Here is a 22,906-nt window from a genome sequence, read left to right as displayed (position 1 = left end):
CAGCTGCGAAGAGAACAGGGAACATCATGAGCTCTGAAAAATATCTGCGAACCGAACAGGTCCATATCGACGAGGTCAGTTGTAAGGCGACATCCACCATTCAATGGTTTGTGGAAGACAAGAACAAAAAGGGAAACGCAACCCATCCCATTACTCACAACAACAAGCTCAGTGTGCATATCTGCGGGAAAGATGGTTTCGCGGCCATCGCCAGGGACATCGCAGCTGCGAAGGGAAGCATTGACCTGGTGTGCTGGGGTTTCGATCCGGGCATGGAATTGGTGCGTAACGGTTACAACTGGCCTCGTGCCGAGACCTATGGCGATCTTTTAATTGCAGCGGGAAGGCGCGGCGTGCGGGTACGCCTGCTGGTTTGGTATAGCTACAGCGGCGGCAAGGTGCAAAAGCACATGCCGGGTCATACTCACGGAAAGAATCCCTGGACCATCCAGACTGGTGATATCGCAGTCCAGCAACTCAACGCGGCTCGAAGCCTGCAGCTGATACGCGAACATGCCCGGGAAAACCGCCATAAAAAGGAATGGAATATTCCCGGCGACAAATTGGCGGCAATGGCCAGGGAGGAGTATTGCTGCAGTTGGTACAAGGCGGCGTTCGCAGGACGGCTGCAGGGCATCAGCATTCGCACACGCGATGGCGATTCCGGCAGCATCGGCGAGTCGCTTGACCATGAAGCGAGACAGCCCGACGCCGTAGAACGCAAGCTGTTCACCCTAGGCGGCACCCATCATCAGAAGCCGATCCTGATCGACTTTGCCTACGACGACGGCAAGAAGGCGGTGGCTTACGTCATGGGCCTGAACTCCCTCACCGACTACTGGGATACCCCGGAGCATTGCGTCGAGAATCCCTTGCGTGAACAAGGCGGCGCCAAGACAAAGCAGGAGCGCGCGGAGGGCGTCAAGGACCTCTTCGATTTTGACACCTTGAAACCCTACCGCGACTATGCCTGCCGCATCGAGGGCGGCCGGGCGCTCATAGCCGTCCATGAGAATTTCGAGCGGGCCTGGGAGCGTGCAGGTGGCGCTACCCCCGCAAAGCCGTACGTGTGTACCACGCCACCCTCCGCTCTCCTGCGTAAGGCCGCCCCCGGCGACTCGACGGTGCAGATCGTCAGGACGCAGCCAGAGGAGGACGACTTCACAATCAAGGACATTTACTTCAACGCGACCCGCGTCGCAGCTGCGGGGACGGGCTACCTGTACATGGAAAACCAGTATTTCCAGTATCAGGACTGGGCCGAGCATCTGCTGGCGATCCGCAAAAAGGTGATCGCCGGCTGGAACCGCAACTGCTCGAAGATTGGAAAAACCAAGGAAGACCTGCCGATGATGTACGTCTTCGTTGTCATTCCAGCGCCTGAAAAGGCGCAGATGGTTCCGCGTACCTTCGATACGCTGGCGACGCTGGGCCAGCAGGACGGCATGACCGGACAGGTCAAGATGATTGAAGAGGCGAATGAACAGGCCAGGCGCGATGCGGCAGCCGCCAGGCAGTACGCATTCAGGGGCGTGAACGGTATGCGGGCGACAGAGGAAACCTTGCCAGACGTGGTTTCGACAGCAAACAGGATCGACAAGCCTTCCAGACTCATCCTCGAAGAGATCTATGGCCTGCAGGTGTGCGTGGCCGTGCTCAATGCCTGCGAGTTCAACCAGGCTAGGCGCCAGTGGCGCTACCGCGAAATCTACATCCATTCCAAGTTGCTGCTGATCGACGACGGATTTTTTACGCTCGGCAGCGCCAACCTGAACCAGCGCAGCATGGCGGTAGACAGCGAGATCAACCTTGCCACAAACGACCCGCGCCATGCGACTGAACTGCGAAAACGAATTTGGACGCAGCTCGCGACCGAAAGAAATAACGGAAGAAACGCAACGCAGCAGGAAATTAAGGAAACATTCTTTAATTGGATAACGCTGATGAACGAAAACAAGAATCGACAAAAGGCGCCGCCAACTAGTCCGAAGAAGAAGCAGATGGAAGGCTTCATCGTCCCACTGGACGATAGCCGAAGCTCGACCATGCGCTTCGGTTGATCATGGTCACCTCTGCCGCTGTTTCCCCGTTGCGTTGCCGTCATCTGGCAATTTTCCTGATCACGCTTATTTTTCTAACGGCCTGCGACATGGACAAGAAGAAGCTCCCCGGATACATGCAAGAACTGCCGCCTTTCGATCCGCACATTGCTTCCTTCGAGTGCCAGACTGAAGCCAGCAAGGTGCCGCCCATCGACGCCCAGGCAGACGACTGGTTCCTCGAAGCGCGAGCGTTAGAAGATCGTACGACATTCTATGAAGACCGCGAGTACAAGAAAATCGTTCAGTTGACCCGCCAGGCCGCCGAACGGCATCACTGGAAGGCGATGCTAAACCTGGCCAGCCTGTACGTCGAAGGCCGCGATCCACCGCATGGCGAAAGTGAGGCGGTGGCACTGGTGTCGCAAGCCATCGAGCTGGGTATTCCGGCTGCCTACGACAGGATGGGTACCTATTACCTCAACGGTACCGGCGTGCGTGGCGATCCCGACCGCGCGTATGCCTTTTTCCAGAAGGCGGCCCAGATGGGCAATCCGCAATCGATGGCCTTCCTCGGGGAGAAAATGGATGCAGGCGGAGACAACCTCAAGCCCGGCTACTGGGGCAACATCCCGATCGCGATCAAGATGTTCGAATGCGCGCTCGCCCAAGGTTACGGCCCGGCCGCGGTGGAGATGAAACCGATGTATGAACTGCCTAGGGGGGCGGACGGCATGCCAACCGGCAGCGAAACGCCGGCAACCCGCGAGCGCGTAATGCGCGCCCTCCACGAAGGCGTAAAGGGGGGATGTCAGTTCTGCGCGATCTATTTGTGGTACGAGTTCGACCACCCGGACGACTTGGCAAACATGTTCGTGCCCTTCATCGACAAGGCGCGCGCGCAGCGTTACGCCATGCTCCGCGACGCACTCGGATTCAATCCAGACCGCCGCTTCCCAAACCTCGACAAGATTCTGCCCCTCCCTCCGGCATCCTTGCCACCTTGGGATGGCAAGCGCGAAAGCCTGCTCGCGGCAGCCATGGCCGTCGTGCCTGCGCCAGATACTCCGGCATCTACCGAAGCTTCATTAAGAAAGGGCCGTTATTTCCTCGACAGCGCCTATGTGTTCCGGCCCATCAATGAAACAACCACCGCGCTCCAAGCGCCTGTTGCAGGCTATTGGCAACCGACAGCGCCGCAGGAAGCGGCCGAAGTGCGTACTTTCTTGACTGGCATCGGACCCGGTCTCTACGTAAAGGGCGAAGCGTTCGAGCAGCTGCGCTTCCCGGACGGAATGGGCTCGAAGACCATCGCCGGTATCGTCTGGCAACGTGTTCTCACCGTACGCAACGACGGTGGCGCAGTTGCGCCGCGCACAGCGCTCAGGTTATCGCGGCCAGTTCCACGCCTGGCGCCTCCTATGGAATGTACGGGTAACAAGCGTTGTCCGGTCACGGGGACGTGGCAGCCGTGGATCACGCCGGGTCATCCACTTGAACAAGAAGTCAACCAAGCTTGGCGGCAGCGCTGGATAACGGCGGGGCAAGCCTTCCCTGACCCGAAGCGCGACTGGATGCTTCCGCTGGAGAGTACGGAGTTGAAGTGGCATCTTTTGGAGGCAGGTACGGAAAACGACAAATAGTGCAGGAAATTTTGCTCGTCAGCGGTTAACTCATCAATCTGTGTCAGGAGGCTATATGAAGCATGAGGGGCGTGGCGTAATTCGCATGAATGACAAAACGGACCACGGTGGTCAGGTTATTTCGGTGTCCTCAGGTACTGTCGTGATGGGCATGGAGGCTGCACTTGAAGACGACATGACACTGTGCCCCAAATGCAAAGGGAAGTTTGCCATCAGGCCGGACGGTGCTGGAGCTAAACACAAGGGCCGGCCCTATGCCTACGATAACGATCTCACTGCTTGTGGTGCGAAATTGATTTCGTCGATCTGACAAGTGGATAACATAGGTAAGCCATGATTTCGTAGCGCGGCGTTGACGACCTCGTTCTCCCGCCGACATTCGCTTGTTCGGCGGGAGTGGATGAGATCATATCCGCGCTTCAGGCCACGACCGCCAGCAATTCCAGCTTCAGCTCCTTCATGCCCGCCGGGACGTAGATCGAGATCGACTGCGCCTTGAGCATGCGCTCGGCCATCGCCCCTTTCGACTCCAGCACGAAGTAGCAGGTGTCCGGCCGCACGGGAATCGCCGCCGGCACCTGGGGCGCATGCTGCAGCCGCACGCCAGGCAGGGCGGACAGCACGCACTTTTCCACATCGTCCGGCGCGCCGACCTTGAAGCGCACCGGCACCACGTCCACCAGCTCCAGCGCCGGGATATCGGCCGAGACGGCGACATAGAAGGTGGTGTCCTCGTCGATCTTGCCCGAGTCGAGCATGCCCAGGTGGTAGCAGGGCCGCGTCTCGTTCAGCGCGATGGCGAAGTACTTCGACGAGATCACCGTGTCCAGCAGCTCGCGGATGATGGTGGTCAGCTTGGCGAAGGCCGGCCCTGGATCGGCATGCTGGTAGGAGGGCAAATCGCCCAGGGTCCAGCTTTTCGAAAACGTCATCAGGCCGCCCGCCACGTCCAGCAGCTGCGCGAACAGGCGCTCGGGATGCAGGGCCGGATGGTGGAAGTGGTGGGTCAGCGCCGCATACGCGGAGCTGGCCGTGTGCAGCAGCCAGAACGAGGACATGTCGCCCGAGCGGAATTCGACCACGTTGCGGCTCGGTTCGCGCTGGTGGCCGTACAGCGCACCGACCTTGGCCTGCAGCGCATCGAGCAGGCGGCGCAATTGCAGGAACAGCACCGGCGAGGCGCCGATGGACAAGGCCGGCGGCACGAAGCCCATATCGAGCTCGAAGCCGCCGGTGGCGGCGCGGCGCAGGCGCAGCAGCGGAAAGTGCACGTAGGCGTCGCGCGGCTCGAACTCCGAGACCAGGCGCACCGTGGTTTTCAGGTAGGCCAGCTGCACCGGCGAGGCTTGCGTGTACAGGTCCGGCGTCTCTTCGTTTACTTGCCTGAAACGCGCGGTGTTGTCGGTCTGGCCGGGCTGGACGAAGTTGCCGGTGAAGGGCTTGAGCCCTGGCACGGCGGCGTAATAGGTGACGCTCTGGGCGGCCTCCAGCTGGCTCAGGTCCACGGTGTCGGGCAGCGCGTCGGGCCCCGGCGCTTCGACCAGCTGGCCGTCCTGGAAGCGCAGCGACAGCTCGAGGATGCGCAGCACGCTGCTGCCCAGGGCGTCGCGGTCGACTTCCAGCTTGTCCACCCCCCACGCATACGGATGCACGGCCCGGATGCCCTTGTGCAGGCAGTGCTCATGGTACTGGTCCTGCCGCTGGAAATGCTGTGGGCGCAACAGCAGGCCTTCGCCCCAGAGAACTTTGCTCGTCATGTGCTGGCTTTCCTCACGTCTTGCGGTTGGCGGAACTTTGCTCGGAAACAATAGCAACGCGTGATAGATGCCTATGTGAATTTGATCAAATATTTGCGACAGCCAACGTGGCACCATGCGATTTCTTTTCTGGAGGCACGATGAATGGTTTTACGCCGGGACTATTCGACCGCTTGCTGGGCGTGCCGCTGCGTGGCGCGGCCCATGGCGGCAACGCAAACGGCAGCGCCCATCCACGCTTGTCCGCCGAGGACTTGAAGGACATGGTCGCGCGCGACCTCGAGGCGCTGCTCAACACCCGCTCCATCCTCGACGAGGACGCGCTCAAAGACTTCCCGGAATGTAGCCAGTCGATGGTCAGCTACGGCCTCACCGACTTTGCGGACCGTTCGCTGTCCAGTCCTTCCGACCGCGCCTATATCTGCAGCTGCATCGAGAAGACCATCGCCTGCCACGAACCGCGCCTGCGCGACGTGAAGGCCCTGCTGGAGGTGCGCGAAGAGTCGGTCAACCGCCTCAGCTTCTCGATCACGGCCGTGCTGGCGGTGAGCGTGTCGCAGGAACCGGTCAACTTCGACGCCGTGCTGCAGCCTTCCACCCTCCAGTACAGCATCAGGAGGCCGGGGCGCGCCAAGCCGCAGCAGGCCGCAGCGACGGCGAGGGGAGCCTGAAGCGTGGAACAGCTGCTGCCCTATTACGAGAGCGAATTGGGTTACCTGCGCCGCAACCTGCGCGACTTCGCCGAGCGCTATCCCAAGATCGCCGGACGCCTCCTGATCAGCGGCGAGGTGTGCGAGGACCCGCACACCGAGCGCATGATCGAATCCTTCGCCCTGCTCAACGCGCGCATCGCCAAGCGCCTCGACGACGACTACCCGGAATTCACCGAGGCGCTGTTCGAGGTGCTGTATCCGCACTACCTGCGTCCTTTTCCATCCTGCTCGATCGCGCGCCTGGATGTCGCCGCCGCGGCCAAGCAGCAGACCGCGGCCAGCACGATCGCGCGCGGCACCCAGCTCACCACCCGCCCCGTGCGCGGCGTGGCCTGTACCTTCCGCACCGTGTATCCGGTGGCGGTGGCGCCGCTGGCGCTCACGCGCGCAAGCTTCTCCGCCATCATCGACGCCCCCGATGCGGTCCGGCTGCCGGCCGGCGCGTCGTCCAGCATCAGTTTCACCCTGGCCGCCACCGCAGAACAGGGCGGCGTGGGCCAGCTGGGAGTGGATACGCTGCGCGTCTTCATCGACGGCGAAGCTTCGTTCTGCGCGGCCTTGCGCGACGCCCTCTTCATGCGCAGCGTGGCCGCCTACGCCGAGCTGCCAGGCAGCGGACGCTGGGCGGCGCTGCCCTCCATTCCGGTCAAGCCGGCCGGCTTCGAGGACGACGAGGCCCTGATCGACTTCCCCGCCCGCTCGCACACCGCCTACCGGCTGCTCACCGAATACTTCTGCTTCCCCGAGAAATTCAACTTCTTCGACATCGACCTGGCGGCGCTGGCCAAGGCCCTGCCGCCGGGCGCGCGCGCGGTCACGCTGCACCTGGCCTTGTCGAGCATGCGCGCCGATTCGAACCTGGCGCGCATGCTGGGCACGCTCTCGACCAACAACGTCCTGCTGGGCTGCACGCCCGTGGTCAACCTGTTCCGCCAGCGCGGCGAGCCGATCCAGCTGACCCACACGACGGCGAGCTACCCGGTGCTGGCCGATGCGCGCCGCGCCTATGCCTACGAGGTGGTGTCGATCGATGCGCTGCGCCTGATCCGGCAGACGCCGCAGGGCGAGTCGGTGGTGGAGTTCCGCCCTTTCTATTCGCTGCGGCATGCGCAGACACCCAGCGAACATGGCCACTACTGGGCGATGCGGCGCGACGAAAGCCTGCTGGAAAAAAGCCCGGGTTTCGAAACCCAGGTGTCCATCGTCGACATCGACTTCGATCCGGCCGCCGTGGAGACCGACACGCTCAGCGTCGAACTCACCTGCACCAACCGCGACCTGCCGAGCGCCTTGAGCTACGGCCAGCCGGGCGGCGACCTGTTACTGGAAGGCGGATCGAGCGTGAAGGAGATTTCCTTCCTGCGCAAACCCACCGCCTCCTGGCGCTTCCCGAGCGGACGCAACGCCCACTGGCGCCTGATCTCGCTGTTGTCGCTGAACCACCTGTCGCTGGCCGATGGCGGCGTCGAGGCCTTCCGCGAGATGCTGGCGCTGCACGACCTGCCACGCTCACCCTCCTCGCAGCGCCAGATCGGCGGCGTCGCGGCCATCGACTACCAGCCGGCCAGCGCCTGGATGGCGGGGAATCCCTTCAACTGCCTGGTGCGCGGCGTCGAGGTGCGTTTGAGTATCGACGAGGAAGCCTTTGTCGGCAGCGGCATCCACGCCTTCGCCCACATCGTCGAGCGCTTTCTTGCGCTGTACGTGCACGCCAACAGCTTCACGCGGCTGGTGATGGTGTCGCGCCAAACCGGAGAGGAGCTGCTCACATGCGAACCGCGAAGCGGGGACCTCAGCCTGCTGTAATCGAGCGCCTGTGCCGCGAGCCCTGGCGCTTCGAGTTCTTCCAGGCCGTGCGCCTGCTGGAAACCTGGCTGCGGCGCCGTGGCCGGACCGGCGAGGACCTCGTCGCGCGCCATCTGCGCTTCCAGAATTCGACCTCCCTGCGCTTCCCGCCCAGCCAGCTCGAGGCGGTCCAGATCGAACCGCGCGACATCCAGCCCCAGCCCGCGGCGCTCGCAACGGCGCTGGAATCCGGCGCCTTGCGTCATATCCGCATTACCCCGGCCTTCATGGGCCTGCTGGGCGGGAATGGCGTCCTGCCGGCCCACTACACCGAGCGTCTTGCCGAGCACCAGGCCTCCGATAAAGACAAGGACGAGGGACCGCGCGCCTTCCTCGACACCTTCTCGAACCGCTCGCTGGCCCTGTTCTATGCGGCCTGGCGCAAGTACCGCCTGGCGCAGCAGTACCAGCTCGATGGGCGCGACGCCTTCCTGCCGCTGCTGCTGGCGCTGGCCGGCGTCGGCGACGCCTCGCTGCGCGCGCGCCTGGCCAGCCCGGAACACGGCGCGGTGCTGGACGAAACCCTGGGCTACTTTGCCTCCAGCATCCGCCAGCGTCCCGCTTCCGCCGTGCAGATCGGGCGCGTGCTGTCCGAATACTTCGGCCAGCCGGTCATGGTCGAGCAGTTCGTGGGCGACTGGTACGCGGTGCCGCTGCCCCAGCAGACCATGCTGGGCGACGGCAATGCCGTGCTCGGGGCGCGCGCGATCGCCGGCGCCCGCGTCTGGCAGCGCGACCTGCGCCTGCGCCTGGTGGTCGGGCCGCTCGACCGCGCGCGCTTCGACGCCTTCCTGCCCGGCGGCATGGCGGCCAGGGCCCTGAAAAGCCTGCTGTCGATGTTCACCGGCGTGTCCCTGGCCTACGAGATCGAGCTGGAGCTGCGCGCGCTGGACGTGCGCAGCGCGGCCCTGCGCGAGACGGGGCCGGCGGTGCGGCTCGGCTGGGACGCCTTCCTGGTCGAGGGCGCGCAGACGGCCAACCGGCGCGACGTGCGCTACGGCCTGCATGTCCTGTAGGGTTTCCCCGCGTCACTCCCAAGGGCGCGCACGCTAGATTCTGCGCCGAACCGCCATGTTGTCGTATGCTGAGACTTTACGGGCATGTCGCCTGGTTCGACAGGAATGGTGATGAGCGAAAGGATTATTTCGGCGATCAAGCTGGGCGCGCAGCAACTGGCGGCGGTCGTCACCCTGCCGGGCCCGGAGCGCTACGAATACTTCATCAAGCGCGTCGCGGACGCGCAGGAAGTCTGGGGGCTGTACCAGGATGGCTGGGCGCTGGCCAAGACCGACGACGGCACCCTGGTGTTTCCGATGTGGCCGGCAAGCGACTACGCCAGCCTGTGCGCCGAATACGAATGGGACGGCTACGACGCGCAAGCCTTCTCGATCGAGGAATTGCTGGAAGACCTGCTGCCGCAGCTGGAGCAGGACCGCGTCCTGCCCGGCATCTTCTACACGCCCGGCGACAAGGGCATCACGCCGACGATCGCCGAACTGCGTTCCGACCTGGTGCGGGAGTTGGGCCGTTACTGAGGGCAGGTGATAGGATCACGGCGGCATTCCGCCGTCCACGATCCTGCCCAATGACCTTCGACCTGTTCGCAACCAGCCGCATGCTCGGCCTGTTCTTCCTGACCGCCATCGCCGAGCTGCTCGGCTGCTACCTTCCCCTGCTCTGGCTCACCGGCAAAGGCCCGGCATGGCTGCTGCTGCCCGCCGCGCTCAGCCTGGCGGCCTTCGTCTGGCTGCTCACCCTGCATCCGGCGGCCAGCGGCCGGGTGTACGCGAGCTATGGCGCGGTCTATATCGCCACCGCCCTGGCCTGGCTGGCCGTGGTCGACGGCATCAAGCCGGTGTGGACCGATTACCTGGGTGTCGGGCTGGCGCTGATGGGTGCGGCCTGCATCGGCCTGGGACACCGTCCTGCGTAAACACGGACTGTGTCATCAATCTGTTACGAAGGCGTCACAAAGTGGTCATCTTGACTCTCTACCATGTTCGGACTTTTACCACCACCGAACAGGATCCACTTCGTGAACAAGCCGACCGACTTTGCCCGCATCCCTGTCGACCATGACGATATCGATACCAACCCATCGTCGAACGAGCACTTCAGCACCGTCCTCAACGCCCGCCTGAGCCGCCGCAGCCTGCTGCGCGGCGGCGCCGCCTCGGCCGCCACCGCCTTCCTCGGCGCCATGGGCCTGAGCGCCTGCGGCGGTTCGGACAGCGACACCGTCACCGCGCCGGCTCCGCCGACCGGCACCACGCCACCGGCCGAGAAGCTGCTGGGCTTTACCGCCGTGTCCAAGAGCCTGGCGGACGCCGTGGTGGTCCCGGCCGGCTACACCGCCTCGGTCCTGTACGCACTGGGTGATCCGCTCACCGCTGCCACCCCGGCCTACAAGAACGACGGTACCGATACGGATATGGAAAACCGCGCCGGCGACCACCACGACGGCATGGAATTCTTCCCGCTGTCGAGCACTGGCGTCCCCTCGACCAGCGAGAACAGCCGCGGCCTGCTGGCGATGAACCACGAAGCGACCACCGACGAAAAACTGTCGTCCTTCTTCCTGCATGCGAACGGCGGCACCATGAGCCTGCCGCGTCCCGCGGCGGAAGTCGACAAGGAGATGGCCCTGCACGGCCTGTCCGTGGTCGAAGTGCGCAAGAACGCCGGCAAGTGGGAATACCTGAAGGAGTCCGCGTTCAACCGCCGCGTGCACCAGCAGACCGAGGTCGAGCTCTCCGGCCCGGTGCGCGGCAATGTGCTCGTGACCACCAAGTATTCGCCCACCGGCACCAAGATCCGCGGCACCCTGAACAACTGCGGCACCGGCAAGACCCCGTGGAACACCTACCTGTCGGGCGAGGAGAACTGGTCCGGCTACTTCACCCGCGCTGCCACCGACGACGCCGCGCGCGCCGACAAGAGCGTGGCCGCGCTCAAGCGCTATGGCCGCGACCAGGGCGCCGCGTCGCGCCACGGCTGGGAAACCGGGGGCGCGGACGACAAGTACGCGCGCTGGAATATCAGCAAAACCGGCGTTTCGACCAACGGCAGCGACGACTACCGCAACGAGATGAACGGCATGGGCTATATCGTCGAGATGGACGCCTACGACAAGACCCGCGCCATCAAGAAGCGCACCGCGCTGGGCCGCTACGCGCACGAAAGCGCAGCCTTCGGCAAGGTCGAAGCGGGCAAGCCGCTGGCCGTCTACATGGGCGACGACTCGCGTAACGAATACATCTTCAAGTACGTGTCGAACACGCTCTGGAGCGCCGCCGACGCCAGCGCGGCGGACCGCATCGCCACCGGCGACAAGTACCTGGACAACGGCAAGCTGTACGTCGCCAAATTCGCCGCCGACGGCAGTGGCCAGTGGATCGAACTGTCGATCACCAACGCTGCCATCGCCGCCTACGCCAACTACAAGTTCGCCGACCAGGCCGACGTGCTGGTCAATGTACGCCTGGCGGGCGACGCGGTCGGCGCGACCAGGATGGACCGTCCGGAATGGTGCTCGGTGAATCCGGCCAACGGCGAGATCTACTTCGCGCTGACCAACAACAGCAACCGCCGCGTGGAACCGGGCAGCGCCAGCCAGTCCGCACCCGACGCCGCCAACCCGCGCGTCTACACCGACATGAAGGGCACGACGGCGCAGAACGGCAACCCGAACGGCCACATCCTGCGCGTCAAGGAAGGCGCCGCCGGTTCCGCCGCCACCAGCTTCACCTGGGACGTGTATCTGTTCGGCGCCGAAGCGGCTGCCGCCGCCGACAAGGTCAACCTGTCCGGCCTCACCGCCGATCAGGACTTCTCCAGCCCGGACGGCCTGGCTTTCAGCACCGCCACCGGCATCTGCTGGTTCCAGACCGACGACGGCGCCTACACCGACGTCACCAACTGCATGATGCTGGCCGGCGTGCCGGGGCAGGTGGGCGACGGCAAGAAAGTCACCCTGAGCTATCCGCGCGCCGATGGTTCGACCTTGAATGTGGATACCTTCGTCGGTAAGGCCGCCACGGCCGATACGCTCAAGCGCTTCCTGGTGGGGCCGGTGGGGTCGGAGATCACCGGCATCGCCGAAACGCCGGATGGCAAGGCGCTGTTCGTGAACATCCAGCATCCGGGCGAGAACACCTCCTCGGCGAACGTGGCTGATCCGGCGAAGTACACCAGCCAGTGGCCGGCGAATGCGGGGTATGGCGCGGGGAAGCGCCCGCGCTCGGCGACGATTGTCATCACGAAGAATGACGGTGGGCGGATCGGAACCTAAGCCCTTTCTTTATTCCGGTGACGTGCGAGCAAACTTGGATCCCGGCCTTCGCCGGGATGACGGATCGAGCGCTAGTGGCCAACCGTAAGGCCGTCGTACGCGCCACTGGCGCCTACGACTTCCGGCGCGGGCCGGAACCCAAGTTCCTAAGCACACCTCAATAGCCCCAACGCCCAACAGTGCGAGCATGACCGAATGCTCCCACTCCACACCTACCTCCGCCTCACCCGCGCCAGCGCCCTCTACGACATCATCGTGATCGCGCCCTTCGCCACTCCCTGGACCTTCGCCCACTTCTACGCCCAGCTCTCGCACCTCAACCAGTGGCTCGGCGCCGGTCCACTGCCCGGATTCGAAACCATCCACCTCCTGCTCGCGATCCTGCTCGGCACCCTGGTGCTCACCTGGTCCGTCTTCCGCCTCATCACACCCAGTCTGAAACTGGGCCGCTTCGACGCCACCGCCCGCCTGGTCTTTTCCCTGTGGCTCGCCTGGGCCATGCTCCAGGACCCGCTCCCCATGCTCTGGCTGTTCCTGATCCCCGAACTGCTGTGGGGCGCCGTTCAGTGGTGGCCGATCGGCAGCAGCACCTCGCGCGCCGCCTTCACCAGCGCGGTCCCCATGCGCTCCAGCCGCGGCGGCTGAATGCGCCACGCGTGCCAGTAGAGCGGCACGTCCACATGCAGGTGCGGCGTCAGGTCGACCAGCCCGCCCGCCTCCAGCAGCGCCGCGCACTGTTCGAGCGGCAGCAGGCCGTAGCCCAGGCCGGCGCGGATCGCATTCACATACGGATCGCTGGCCGGCACGTAGTGGAAGGGATAGGCGCCCTCCGGCAGTCCGAAGTGCTGCAGCAGGAAGCTCGATTGAAGCGGGTCCTTGCGGTCGAACACCATCACCGGCGCATGCAGCGCGGCGCTGCGCGAGAAGCCGTCCGGGAACCAGCGCCGTGCGAAGGCCGGCGAGGCCACCAGCCGGTAGCGCATCACGCCCAGCGCGCTGGCCGTGCAGCCGTGCAGCGGCGCCGACTCGCCCGTCACGCAAGCCACCACCCGACCCTGTTCCAGCAGCCCGAAGGTGTGGCCCTGGTCGTCGAGCAGGAACTCGACCAGCAGCTGTTCTTCCAGCAGGACCGGCGCCAGCACCGGCAGCAGCCAGGTCGCCAGGGTGTCGTTGTTGACCGCCAGCGCCACCCGCACCGGTCCCGGATCCATGCCCATCTCGGCCAGGAACTCCGATTCCAGCAATGTAGAACGGCGCAGGTACTGCACCAGCCGCGTGCCCGGCCCGGTCGGACGGCAAGGGCGGCTGCGCACCAGCAGCGGCGTGCCCAGGTCCTGTTCCAGCGCCGAGATGCGCTGCGAGACCGCCGAGGGCGTGATGTTCAACTGGCTGGCCGCCAGCTCCAGGCTGCCGCAATCGACGGCGGCCAGGAAGGCGGCGCTGCGGCGCGCGTCGAGCTTCATGGTTCAGTTCTGCTTAAGGAGGTTTAGATTTCATGAATATAATTGAATCTAGGCCGGCGGACAGGGATAGTGATGGCTTTCCCACGGAGGCCGCATGTTTTCCCAACAGGTTTTTCTACAGGGGCTGGGCCTCGGCGCCAGCCTGATCATGGCGATCGGCGCGCAGAACGCGCACGTGATCCGCACCGGCGTACGCGGCGAGCATGTGCTGCCGGTGGTCGCCACCTGCATCGTCATCGACGTGATCCTGATCGCCCTCGGCATGGCCGGCCTGGGTGCGCTGGTCGAATCCTCGCCCGTGCTGGTGGGCGTGGCGCGCTACGGCGGCGCGGCTTTCCTGGTCTGGTACGGCCTGCGCTGCTTCTCCAGCAGTGCCCGCGGCGGGGCTGCGCTCAGCGTGGACGGGCAGCACGTCCAGACCCTCGGCAAGGCGCTGGCCACGGTGCTGGCGATCTCCCTGCTCAATCCCCACGTCTACCTCGATACCGTGGTGCTGCTGGGGACCGTGGGCGGCAGCTTCGCCTCCGCCCAGCGCCTGTCCTTCGCACTGGGCGCGATGACGGCTTCGGTGCTGTGGTTCTCGGCGCTCGGCTTCGGCGCGCGCCGCTGCGCGCCGGTGCTGTCGCGGCCCGCGGTCTGGCGCGGCATCGAAGCCTTCACCGGCAGCCTGATGCTGCTGCTGGCGCTGCTGCTGCTGCGCGCAGGCTGAATTACTGCCCGAGCATCCGCAGCAGCTGCGCGGTGATGGGGCGGCAGCGCTCCGCCACCAGCGCGTGCAGCAGCTTCACCGCCGGCGAGAACTGCTTGCGGTGCGGGCACACCAGGTTCATGGGCGTGGGCTCGCCCGGCATCTTCGGCAGCAGCACCTCCAGGCGCCCTTCCAGCACGTCCTGGTGCACGTCGAGCCAGGATTTGTAGGTGATGCCTTCTCCCGCCACCGCCCAGCGCCGCACCACGTCGGCATCGTCGCTCACCAGCGGCCCGCTCACCTGCACCACCTCGTCCGTCGCCGGGAAGCACCAGCGGTCGTAGCTGCGCCCGCGCAGCCGGTACACCAGGCAGCTATGGGTGGCCAGGTCGAGCGGCGAGCGTGGACGGCCGTGGCGTGCGAGATAGGCGGGCGAAGCCACCAGCACGCGCCGGTTTTCCGGCGCCACCGGGAGGGCGATGAAGCTGGCGTCGTCGATCTGGCCGTAGCGCAGGGCGATGTCGACCGGATCGCGGAAGATGTCCGCCACCTGGTCCGACACCAGCAGCTGGATGTCCAGCCCGGGGTGATGGCTGCGGAACGCCGAGATCCAGGGCAGCAGCAGGTTGCGGCCGAAGTCCGAGGGCGCCGCGATCTGCAGGGTGCCGCTGAGCGCCGCGTCCTCTCCGCGCATGCCTTCCCGGCCTTCGCGCAGCGCCAGCAGCGCGTCCTGGGCGTAGGGCAGGTAGCGTTTTCCTTCCTCGGTCAGGCGCAGGCTGCGCGTCGAGCGCGCGAACAGGCGGATGTCGAGCTCGCGCTCCAGGCGCTGGATGGCCGCGCTGGCCTGTCCCGGCAGCAGGTTCACCTCGCGCGCCGCCTGCGAAAAGCTGCCCAGCGCCGCGGAGCGCACGAACAAGGCCAGGTCGTCGAGTCGGATCATGTTCTTCCTGATGGTGAAAGCAGCGTTGATTTTCACGCTGACAGTGAAAGTGTAATTCTGCCATGCCGGTGTTTTCCTGCTCGGCCGTTCCCTAGAATCGCCTCCATCGCATTCAATCGCACTGGAGAACACCCATGAAAGCCATCGTCTACACCCAGCACGGCCTGCCGATCGAGGATCCGAAAGCCTTGCAGGATGCCGATCTTCCCATGCCGCTGGCCGGCCCCAGCGACTTGCTGGTCGAAGTGCGCGCCGTCGCCGTCAATCCGGTCGACACCAAGGTGCGCTGCGGCGCCGCAGTCACCGAAGCGCGTGTCCTGGGCTGGGATGCGAGCGGCATCGTGCGCGCCGTTGGCGCCGAGGTGACGCTGTTCGCGCCGGGCGACGAGGTGTTCTACGCCGGCTCGCTCACCCGTCCCGGCTCGTACAGCCAGTTCCAGGTGGTGGACGAGCGCATCGTCGGCCGCAAGCCGGCCAATCTCGATTTCGCCCAGGCCGCCGCGCTGCCCCTGACCTCGATCACCGCCTGGGAACTGCTGTTCGACCGCATCAAGGTGCCGGAATGCGGCGGCGAAGGCAAGTCCCTGCTGATCATCGGCGCGGGCGGCGGAGTCGGTTCGATCCTGACCCAGCTGGCGAGGCGCATGACGGGGCTGACCGTCATCGGCACTGCCTCGCGCGGGCTCACGCAGCAATGGGTGCGCGAACTGGGCGCGCACCATACGATCGACCACAGCAAGCGGATGAAGCCGCAGCTGGCCGCGCTGGGATTCGAGGCGGTGGACATCGTCGTCAGCCTGACCCACACCGACCGCCACTACGCGGAGATCGTCGAGGTGCTGGCGCCGCAGGGCCAGTTCGCGCTGATCGACGATCCGGAGACCCTGGACGCCATGCCGCTCAAGCGCAAGTCGATCTCGCTGCACTGGGAGCTGATGTTCACGCGCTCGATGTTCCAGACGCCTGACATGATCCGCCAGCACGAACTGCTGAATCGCGTGGCCCAGATGGTCGAACAGGGCAGCCTGAGGACCACGCTGAGCGAGCATTTCGGCGACATCAACGCCGCCAACATGCGCCGCGCGCACGCGCTGGTCGAAAGCGGCAAGGCGCACGGGAAAATCGTGCTCGCCTACGCGTAATCGCCAGATCGCTTACCATTTTCTTTTTGTAGCAAGGACCAACGCATGGATATTCTGTCGGCCGCCAAGGAGCGCCATACCGCCAAAGCCTACGACGCGCAGCGCCGCATCCCCGAAGACGTGATGCAGAAGGTGTACAGCCTGCTGCGCCACAGCCCCTCGTCGGTGAATTCGCAGCCCTGGCACTTCATCGTCGCCAATACGCCGGAAGGGCGCGCCCGCATCGCCAAGGCGGCGCAGGGTGGTTATTCCTACAACGCGGCAAAGATCCAGGATGCCTCGCACGTGATCGTGCTGTGCTCGCGCATCGACATGGATGAAGCGCACCTGAACAATCTGCTCGAGCAGGAAGCACGCGACGGCCGCTTCCGCGACGCCGCCGCGCGCGCCGGCCAGGACGCGGGCCGCCGCGGCTACGTGCACCAGCATCGCTACGGCGGCAAGGACGTCGCCCAGTGGCTGGAAAAGCAGGTCTACCTGGCGCTGGGCACCGCCCTGCTGGGCGCGGCCACCCTCGGCATCGACGCCACGCCGATGGAAGGCTTCGACCAGAAGATCCTCGACGCGGAGTTCGGGCTGAACGAGAAAGGGCTGGCCAGCCTGGTGCTGGTGAGCTTCGGGTATTCGTCCGAGGCCGACTTCAATGCGCACCTGCCGAAGTCGCGCCTGCCGGAAGAGATGACCTTTACCTTCATCTGATCATCGATCGAAGTCGTCAACGGCGTGCAGCGATGCACGCCGTTTTTGTTTACGCGGCCTTGGATCGTCGTTCCCGCGCAGGCGGGAACCTAAGTTCGTCGCTCAGTGGTAGCGATACTTCAGGCGTTATTAGCAGCGCAGGGAAACTTGGGTTCCCGCCTTCGCGTGAACGACGCTCAAACGCTGGCGACAATGTCCGAATTCGAGGGATATTCGACCAACGAGACATGTTTGCCCTCCGTAGACTGGTTCACATCAACAACCCACACGGAGAACAGCATGCAACTTACCGACAACACCATCCTCATCACCGGCGGCGCCTCGGGCATCGGCCGCGGCCTGGCCGAAGCCTTCCACAAGCTGGGCAACACCGTCATCATCGCGGGCCGCCGCAAGGCGCTGCTGGACGAGGTGGTCGAGGCCAACCCCGGCATGCACGCCGTCGAACTCGACATCGCCGATCCGGCCGCCATTCGCCGCGTCGCCGCCCAGCTGACCCGGGATTTCCCCAAGCTGAACGTCCTGGTCAACAACGCCGGGATCATGCCCTTCGACGATGCGGCCGGCGCGATCGACGAAGACACCATGCTGTCCACCGTCACGACCAACCTGCTCGGCCCGATCCGCATGAGTTCCGCCCTGATCGAACACCTCAAGCAGCAGCCGCGCGCCACCATCATCAACAACACCTCGGTGCTGGCCTATGTGCCGCTGGCCTCGACCGCCGTCTACTCGGCCACCAAGGCGGCCCTGCACTCGTACACGCTGTCGCAGCGCTTCATGCTGCGCGACACCTCGGTCAGGCTGCAGGAAATCGCCCCGCCCTGGGTGAACACCGACCTGATCGTCAAGAGCGACGACCCGCGCGCCATGCCGCTGGCCGCCTTCATCGAGCAGACCATGGCCGCGCTGGCGGGAGACAAGGAAGAAGTGGTGGTCGAATCCGCCCAGCCGATGCGGAACAACGCCGGTCCGAACGAGCACCAGCTGGTCAACGAGTTCAACGCCTACATTGCCGCGAACCCGATTCCCGTGATTTAACGGCCGGCCCCGATCGGCGGAGCGTAATGGTAGTCGTCGTTCGGCCTGCCGGTGACCACGTCGATCGGGCAGTGCTGCATCTGCAGCAGGATCCTGCGGTAGTCCTCGAGCGGCGGCATGCGCATCGCCTTGCGCCGCTCCTCCACCTTGGCGCGGTCGTCCATCGGCTGGAAATCGTAGGCGCAGGGCTTGCCGGCCGGCGCCATCAGCTGGGTGCCGTAGCGCTGGGGACGCCCTTCGGCGACCGCGACGCGGTCGGACAACAGCGCGAACAGCTGGTCCGGCGGCTGCCCGCTGTCGGCCGCCGCCTGTTCGATCAGCGCCAGCGCCTGCCGCTGGAAGGGCAGGTCATGATCGGCGTGCTGGGCCAGCAGCCAGGCCGCGCCGGCCGCCTGCTCCCCGTATTTCGCCTTGGTCGGCCAGCCGCATTGCGCGACGATGGCCTTCAGGCGCCGCGTGTTCTCGCGGTCGACGATGCGGATATGCTCCATCAGCTTCTCCTGGGCCGGCGTCTTTCCCTCCAGGTGGTTGATGCGCTTGCGCAGCGCCTGGTCGGCGCTCGTCATGCTGTCCAGGTCCGCCGCCACGCGATCGCACGCGGCCTGCGCCGGCAGGCAAGGAAGGATGGCGGCAAGCAGGATGGCGGCAGGGGTCGGCAGGCGGGGCATGGCGCTCGAATCAGGTGGCAGGACCGCCAGTGTAGGGTGGCCGCTGCCGGCGGTCCAGCCATCCTGCATAAGGCGGTCTATGCGTGCTGCGGCAAGCGTTTTTCCATGAACACCGAACGGATCCCGATTCCGCTGCGATGCGGATAGACCTCTTCGCGCACCGGGACAAAGCCCGCGCGCTCGTAGAACGGCACCGCGTTGAGCGATGCGGACAGGAACATGCGCGCCAGGCCGCGCAGCCGCGCCATGGTTTCCAGTTCGCGCATCAGCCGGAGGGCGATGCCGCGGCCCTGGTGCGCGGGCTCCACGAAGGCGGCATCGACCTCGCCCGTGTCCTGGTTGAGGATGGCGTAGCCGATCACCTGTCCGTTTTCTTCCGCCACCACGGCCCCGCCGGCCCGTACCCGCAGCGGCAGCGCGGCGGGCGGCGGCGTGGCACACCAGGTCTCGATCACGTCGGGCGGATAATGCGAGGCGCAGGTGGCGCGCACCGCGCGGGTGCGCAGCTCCCACAGCGCTGCCAGGTCGGCGCCGGTTGCCGAGCGTTGCATCAGCATGCTGTTCTCCCCGTTTCGGCTATCCAGGCAGTGTACACGCCATGCGCATGCAAAAGCGTGCGCCCTTCCGAAGCACGGCGGCGCGATAATCCGGCATCGCTTGCCGAACGAGGCAGACATGCAACGACGACCCTTCCTGGCGCTGCTGGCCGCCGCCAGCTTTCCCCTGCGCGCAGCGCCAGCGGAGACTGCCTTGTGGCAGCGCTTGCGCGCAGGCGGCCATGTGCTGCTGATCCGCCACGCCGCCACCGATCCCGGCATCGGCGATCCGCCCGGCTTCGTGCTGGAGCGCTGCGCGACCCAGCGCAACCTGTCCGAGGCCGGCCGGCGCGACTCGCGCCGCATCGGCGACGCCTTGCGCAGCCACGGCATTCCCATCGGCGCGGTGCTGTCGAGCCGCTGGTGCCGCTGCCTGGACACCGCCCGCCTGGTGTTCGGCAAGGCCGAGCCGGCCCCCATGCTCGATTCGATGTTCAACGACGACGACGGACGCCGCCGCGCCAAGGTGGCCGAGGTGCAGGCCAGGACCGGGGACTATGCGGGCAAGGCCAACCTCGTGCTGGTGACGCACGACATCAACATCCGCGCCCTGGTCGGCATTTCCGTGGCGCAGGGCGAGATCGTGGTGGCCCGGCCCGCCGGCGACTACCTGGACAACCTGGGCGTACTTCGTGCGCATGAGTGAATAACGGGCGTACAATCGTCGGCACTGTCCTCAACCGGAGTGTGCCCATGAAACGTCTGTTCCTGCTGGCCACGTTGGTGGCCGCCACCGCTTCCGCCCACCATGGATGGAGCGAATACGATGCCGACAAGCCACTGCAGCTGACCGGCACGATCGAGGAATCCGGCTACATGCAGCCGCACGGCTACGTGCGCCTGAAGACGGCCGACAAGACCTGGCTGGTGGTGCTGGCGCCGCCGGGACGCATGGAAAACCGGGGCCTGGCCAAGGACATGCTGGCCACCGGCGGCAAGGCCACCGTGGTGGGCTACCAGAACCGCAACAAACCGGACGAATTGCGCGCCGAACGCATCACCATCGGCAGCAAGACCACGGAGCTGCGCTGATGCCATACCAGGACGCGGCCGCCTGGGTCGCGTCCACACCGGTGGCGGCCGCCATGCGCGGCCACGCCTGGCTCTATCCCATCGTCGAGACCGCGCACATCCTCGGCTTTGCCGTGCTGGTGGGCGCGGTGGCGATGTTCGACCTGCGCGTGCTCGGCTTCGGCCGTGACTTGCCGGTCCAGGCGCTGGCGCGCCACCTGCTGCCCTGGTCGGTGGGCAGCCTCTTACTGGTGGTGCCGACCGGGCTGCTGATGTTTTCCACCCAACCGCTCGAGATGCTGGGCAATCCCGTCTTCCTGCTCAAGCTGTGCCTGATCGCCGCGGCGGGCGTGAACGCCCTGCTGTTCCATCTCGGTCCCTACCGCCGCGCCGCCGAATGGCGGGACGGCATCCCGGCCTGGGCCAGGCTGCAGGCGGCGCTGTCGCTGCTGCTGTGGATCGCCGTGATCACTTGCGGGCGGATGCTGGCCTACGTGTGATACAGTCACCTGCCGCCATTCCTGAGCACGCCATGCTGAAACAGTTCACCACTCTTGCCCTCGCCTCCGCGCTGGCCAGCGCCGCGCAGGCTGCCATTCCGGTCTACGGATTCGTCGTCAAGAACACCTACCCCCACGATCCGCAAGCCTTCACCCAGGGCTTGTTCTTCCGCGATGGTTACCTGTACGAAAGCACCGGCCAGAACGGCAAGTCCTCGATCCGCAAGGTCGAACTCAAGAGCGGCAAGGTGGTCCAGAAGCAGGACTTGCCGCCCGAGGTGTTCGGCGAGGGAGCGACCGCGGTCGGCAACCAGCTCATCGGCCTGACCTGGACCTCGCAGGTGGGCTATGTGTTCGACCTGAAAAGCTTCAAGCTGAAGCAGAAGTTCGAGTACGTGGGCGAAGGCTGGGGCCTGGCGAACGACGCCAAGCACCTGTACATGAGCGACGGCAGCTCTTTCATCCGCATCCTCGACGCCAAGACGATGAAGGAACTGCGCCGCATCCAGGTGACTGCCGAAGGCACGCCGATCAACCAGCTCAACGAGCTGGAAGTGGTCGGCGGCGAGCTGTATTCGAATATCTGGGGCACCGACGTCATCGCCCGCATCGACAAGGACAGCGGCAAGGTGATCGGCTGGATCAACCTGACCGGCCTGCTGCCGAAAGACCAGCGCGGCACCAGCAGTCCCGACGCCGTGCTCAATGGCATCGCCTGGGACGGCAAGAGCCAGCGCCTGTTCGTCACCGGCAAGCTGTGGCCCAAGCTGTTCGAGATCGAACTGGTGCCGCTGAAAAAATAATCAGCCGCCGCTGGTCATCCCTGACTGGTGACATCGATCACCACCTTGCCGAAGTGCGAGCCCGATTCCATGTAGCGGTAGGCCTCCTGGGCCTGGGAGAACGGGAACACGCGGTCGATCACCGGTTTGACGCCAGTGGTGTCGGCGAAGCGCATCACATCTTCCAGCATGATGCGGCTGCCGACGTAGATGCCGACCATGCGCTTGGCCGTGGCCAGCAGCGAGGCCGGATTCACCTCGCCGCCGAAACCGCTTACGCCGCCGATGATGGCGATGGTGCCGCCCATCGCGGCCGCCGACACCGAGCGGTTCACCGTCCCCTGCCCGCCCACTTCCAGCACCACGTTGGCGCCCATGTTGTGGGTCAGGTGCAGGACTTCGTCATGCCACTCGGGAATGCTGCGGTAGTTGATGGTGTGGTGGGCGCCCAGTTCGCGCGCCCGCGCCAGCTTGTCGTCGCTCGAGGAGGTGACGATGGTGCGCAGGCCGGCCGCCCTGGCCAGCTGCAGGCCGAGGATGGAGACGCCGCCCGTGCCCAGCAGTAATACCGTATCGCCCGGCTTGATGTGATTGCTCGACACGAAGATCGCATTCCAGGCCGTGACCGCCGCGCAGGGCATGGTCGCCGCTTCGAGGAAGTCCAGGCCGGGAGGAATCCTGGCCAGCGCATCCTCGTGCAGGATGACCTCCTCGGCCAGCATGCCGTCGATGTCGCCGCCCAGGGCATGGCGGATCTTTTCCGGACTGGGCGCACCATCCAGCCAGAGCGGAAAGAAGGACCCGGCCACGCGGTCGCCCTTCTGGACCCGGGTGACGCCGGGGCCGGTGGCCAGCACCTCGCCGGCGCCGTCCGAACAGGGGATGATCGGATCGTCGACGGTAACCAGGTAGTTGCCGCTCGCCACCATCAAGTCGCGGTAGTTCAGCGAGACGGCGTGCATGCGAATACGGACTTCGCCCGCTCCCAGCTCGCGGTCCGGATAGTCGACGCATTGCAGACCGTCGATGTTTGCGCCAGGAAGTATTTGGTAAGCCCGCATCGGTATTCCTTTCTCGGTTGAGGAAAA

24 protein-coding genes are annotated in these 22,906 nt (G+C 65.2%); 18 read left to right on the top strand and 6 right to left on the bottom strand.

Annotated elements, in window-relative coordinates:
- The first annotated feature begins 26 nt into the window (after window positions 1–26).
- The 3 genes from KBW95_RS04585 to KBW95_RS04575 are packed head-to-tail and all read left to right on the top strand — an operon-like array spanning window position 27 to window position 3,992.
- Window positions 27–2,060, top strand: coding sequence for a phospholipase D-like domain-containing protein (locus KBW95_RS04585; protein ID WP_211523002.1), 2,034 nt, complete (start codon window positions 27–29; stop codon window positions 2,058–2,060).
- 2 nt (window positions 2,061–2,062) lie between these two features.
- Entirely contained in the window at window positions 2,063–3,682 is a 1,620-nt protein-coding gene (locus tag KBW95_RS04580; protein WP_229429555.1) for a tetratricopeptide repeat protein, read from the top strand.
- 55 nt (window positions 3,683–3,737) lie between these two features.
- Window positions 3,738–3,992 (top strand): PAAR domain-containing protein, encoded by a 255-nt coding sequence (locus KBW95_RS04575; RefSeq protein ID WP_211523000.1) that lies wholly within the window; start codon window positions 3,738–3,740, stop codon window positions 3,990–3,992.
- Window positions 3,993–4,101: 109 nt separating this feature from the next.
- Here KBW95_RS04575 and tssK read toward each other — a convergent pair whose 3' ends face one another.
- Window positions 4,102–5,439: a type VI secretion system baseplate subunit TssK gene (gene tssK / locus KBW95_RS04570; protein ID WP_211522999.1), complete on the bottom strand. Its 1,338-nt coding sequence runs from the start codon at window positions 5,437–5,439 to the stop codon at window positions 4,102–4,104.
- Window positions 5,440–5,579: 140 nt separating this feature from the next.
- On the opposite strand from tssK, the gene tssE reads away from it, so the two are divergent.
- The 7 genes from tssE (at window position 5,580) to KBW95_RS04535 (ending at window position 12,933) form a co-directional block, all read left to right on the top strand.
- Window positions 5,580–6,110 carry a type VI secretion system baseplate subunit TssE gene (tssE, locus tag KBW95_RS04565; RefSeq protein ID WP_211522998.1) on the top strand — a complete coding sequence of 177 codons (531 nt, stop codon included), beginning with the start codon at window positions 5,580–5,582 and terminating at the stop codon, window positions 6,108–6,110.
- 3 nt (window positions 6,111–6,113) lie between these two features.
- Window positions 6,114–7,958, top strand: a complete 1,845-nt coding sequence (gene tssF / locus KBW95_RS04560; RefSeq protein ID WP_211522997.1) for a type VI secretion system baseplate subunit TssF — start codon at window positions 6,114–6,116, stop codon at window positions 7,956–7,958.
- Window positions 7,922–9,013: a type VI secretion system baseplate subunit TssG gene (gene tssG, locus KBW95_RS04555; RefSeq protein ID WP_211522996.1), complete on the top strand. Its 1,092-nt coding sequence runs from the start codon at window positions 7,922–7,924 to the stop codon at window positions 9,011–9,013. The genes tssF and tssG overlap by 37 nt, the downstream gene beginning before the upstream one ends.
- A gap of 111 nt (window positions 9,014–9,124) precedes the next feature.
- A complete protein-coding gene (locus KBW95_RS04550) occupies window positions 9,125–9,532 on the top strand; it encodes a DUF2750 domain-containing protein (protein WP_211522995.1) in 408 nt (135 codons plus the stop codon).
- Between the two features lie 50 nt (window positions 9,533–9,582).
- On the top strand, window positions 9,583–9,930 hold the full coding sequence (locus KBW95_RS04545; RefSeq protein WP_211522994.1) for a YnfA family protein: 348 nt from the start codon (window positions 9,583–9,585) through the stop codon (window positions 9,928–9,930).
- 102 nt (window positions 9,931–10,032) lie between these two features.
- A complete protein-coding gene (locus KBW95_RS04540) occupies window positions 10,033–12,288 on the top strand; it encodes a PhoX family phosphatase (RefSeq protein ID WP_373888754.1) in 2,256 nt (751 codons plus the stop codon).
- A gap of 195 nt (window positions 12,289–12,483) precedes the next feature.
- Window positions 12,484–12,933: a hypothetical protein gene (locus KBW95_RS04535; RefSeq protein WP_211522992.1), complete on the top strand. Its 450-nt coding sequence runs from the start codon at window positions 12,484–12,486 to the stop codon at window positions 12,931–12,933.
- Here the strand turns inward: KBW95_RS04535 and KBW95_RS04530 are convergent.
- Window positions 12,852–13,751: a LysR family transcriptional regulator ArgP gene (locus KBW95_RS04530; protein ID WP_211522991.1), complete on the bottom strand. Its 900-nt coding sequence runs from the start codon at window positions 13,749–13,751 to the stop codon at window positions 12,852–12,854. The genes KBW95_RS04535 and KBW95_RS04530 overlap by 82 nt on opposite strands.
- A 94-nt stretch (window positions 13,752–13,845) precedes the next feature.
- On the opposite strand from KBW95_RS04530, the gene KBW95_RS04525 reads away from it, so the two are divergent.
- Window positions 13,846–14,460: a LysE/ArgO family amino acid transporter gene (locus KBW95_RS04525; protein ID WP_211527598.1), complete on the top strand. Its 615-nt coding sequence runs from the start codon at window positions 13,846–13,848 to the stop codon at window positions 14,458–14,460.
- Between the two features lies 1 nt (window position 14,461).
- On the opposite strand, the gene KBW95_RS04520 is transcribed toward KBW95_RS04525, so the two are convergent.
- Window positions 14,462–15,379 carry a LysR family transcriptional regulator gene (locus KBW95_RS04520; RefSeq protein WP_211527597.1) on the bottom strand — a complete coding sequence of 306 codons (918 nt, stop codon included), beginning with the start codon at window positions 15,377–15,379 and terminating at the stop codon, window positions 14,462–14,464.
- 134 nt (window positions 15,380–15,513) lie between these two features.
- Between KBW95_RS04520 and KBW95_RS04515 the strand changes: the two genes are divergently transcribed.
- The 3 genes from KBW95_RS04515 (at window position 15,514) to KBW95_RS04505 (ending at window position 18,261) form a co-directional block, all read left to right on the top strand.
- The gene (locus tag KBW95_RS04515) at window positions 15,514–16,521 is read left to right on the top strand and encodes a zinc-binding alcohol dehydrogenase family protein (protein WP_211527596.1); all 1,008 of its coding nucleotides are present in this window, start codon (window positions 15,514–15,516) and stop codon (window positions 16,519–16,521) included.
- 45 nt (window positions 16,522–16,566) lie between these two features.
- Entirely contained in the window at window positions 16,567–17,220 is a 654-nt protein-coding gene (gene nfsB, locus KBW95_RS04510; protein WP_211522987.1) for an oxygen-insensitive NAD(P)H nitroreductase, read from the top strand.
- A 279-nt stretch (window positions 17,221–17,499) separates the two neighbouring features.
- Window positions 17,500–18,261 (top strand): SDR family oxidoreductase, encoded by a 762-nt coding sequence (locus tag KBW95_RS04505; RefSeq protein ID WP_211522986.1) that lies wholly within the window; start codon window positions 17,500–17,502, stop codon window positions 18,259–18,261.
- On the opposite strand, the gene KBW95_RS04500 is transcribed toward KBW95_RS04505, so the two are convergent.
- Both KBW95_RS04500 and KBW95_RS04495 read right to left on the bottom strand, forming a co-directional pair.
- Entirely contained in the window at window positions 18,258–18,998 is a 741-nt protein-coding gene (locus KBW95_RS04500; protein WP_211522985.1) for a DUF6624 domain-containing protein, read from the bottom strand. The two genes, KBW95_RS04505 and KBW95_RS04500, sit on opposite strands and share 4 nt — an antisense overlap.
- 8 nt (window positions 18,999–19,006) lie before the next feature.
- Window positions 19,007–19,486, bottom strand: coding sequence for a GNAT family N-acetyltransferase (locus KBW95_RS04495; RefSeq protein ID WP_211527595.1), 480 nt, complete (start codon window positions 19,484–19,486; stop codon window positions 19,007–19,009).
- Between the two features lie 118 nt (window positions 19,487–19,604).
- Between KBW95_RS04495 and KBW95_RS04490 the strand changes: the two genes are divergently transcribed.
- From KBW95_RS04490 to KBW95_RS04475, 4 genes are read left to right on the top strand one after another with little or no spacing between them, the layout of a single operon-like run.
- On the top strand, window positions 19,605–20,171 hold the full coding sequence (locus tag KBW95_RS04490; RefSeq protein ID WP_211527594.1) for a histidine phosphatase family protein: 567 nt from the start codon (window positions 19,605–19,607) through the stop codon (window positions 20,169–20,171).
- Between the two features lie 47 nt (window positions 20,172–20,218).
- On the top strand, window positions 20,219–20,557 hold the full coding sequence (locus tag KBW95_RS04485; RefSeq protein ID WP_211522982.1) for a DUF6152 family protein: 339 nt from the start codon (window positions 20,219–20,221) through the stop codon (window positions 20,555–20,557).
- Window positions 20,557–21,036, top strand: a complete 480-nt coding sequence (locus KBW95_RS04480) for a DUF6644 family protein (RefSeq protein ID WP_229429546.1) — start codon at window positions 20,557–20,559, stop codon at window positions 21,034–21,036. The genes KBW95_RS04485 and KBW95_RS04480 overlap by 1 nt, the downstream gene beginning before the upstream one ends.
- Window positions 21,037–21,068: 32 nt before the next feature.
- Window positions 21,069–21,839 carry a glutaminyl-peptide cyclotransferase gene (locus tag KBW95_RS04475; protein WP_211527593.1) on the top strand — a complete coding sequence of 257 codons (771 nt, stop codon included), beginning with the start codon at window positions 21,069–21,071 and terminating at the stop codon, window positions 21,837–21,839.
- A gap of 14 nt (window positions 21,840–21,853) precedes the next feature.
- Here KBW95_RS04475 and KBW95_RS04470 read toward each other — a convergent pair whose 3' ends face one another.
- Window positions 21,854–22,879: an NAD(P)-dependent alcohol dehydrogenase gene (locus KBW95_RS04470; RefSeq protein WP_211527592.1), complete on the bottom strand. Its 1,026-nt coding sequence runs from the start codon at window positions 22,877–22,879 to the stop codon at window positions 21,854–21,856.
- Window positions 22,880–22,906: the final 27 nt, after the last annotated feature.

Source organism: Massilia sp. ZL223, from assembly GCF_018119395.1.
Classification (GTDB): domain Bacteria; phylum Pseudomonadota; class Gammaproteobacteria; order Burkholderiales; family Burkholderiaceae_D; genus Telluria.
This window is presented reverse-complemented; position numbering and strand designations above follow the sequence as displayed.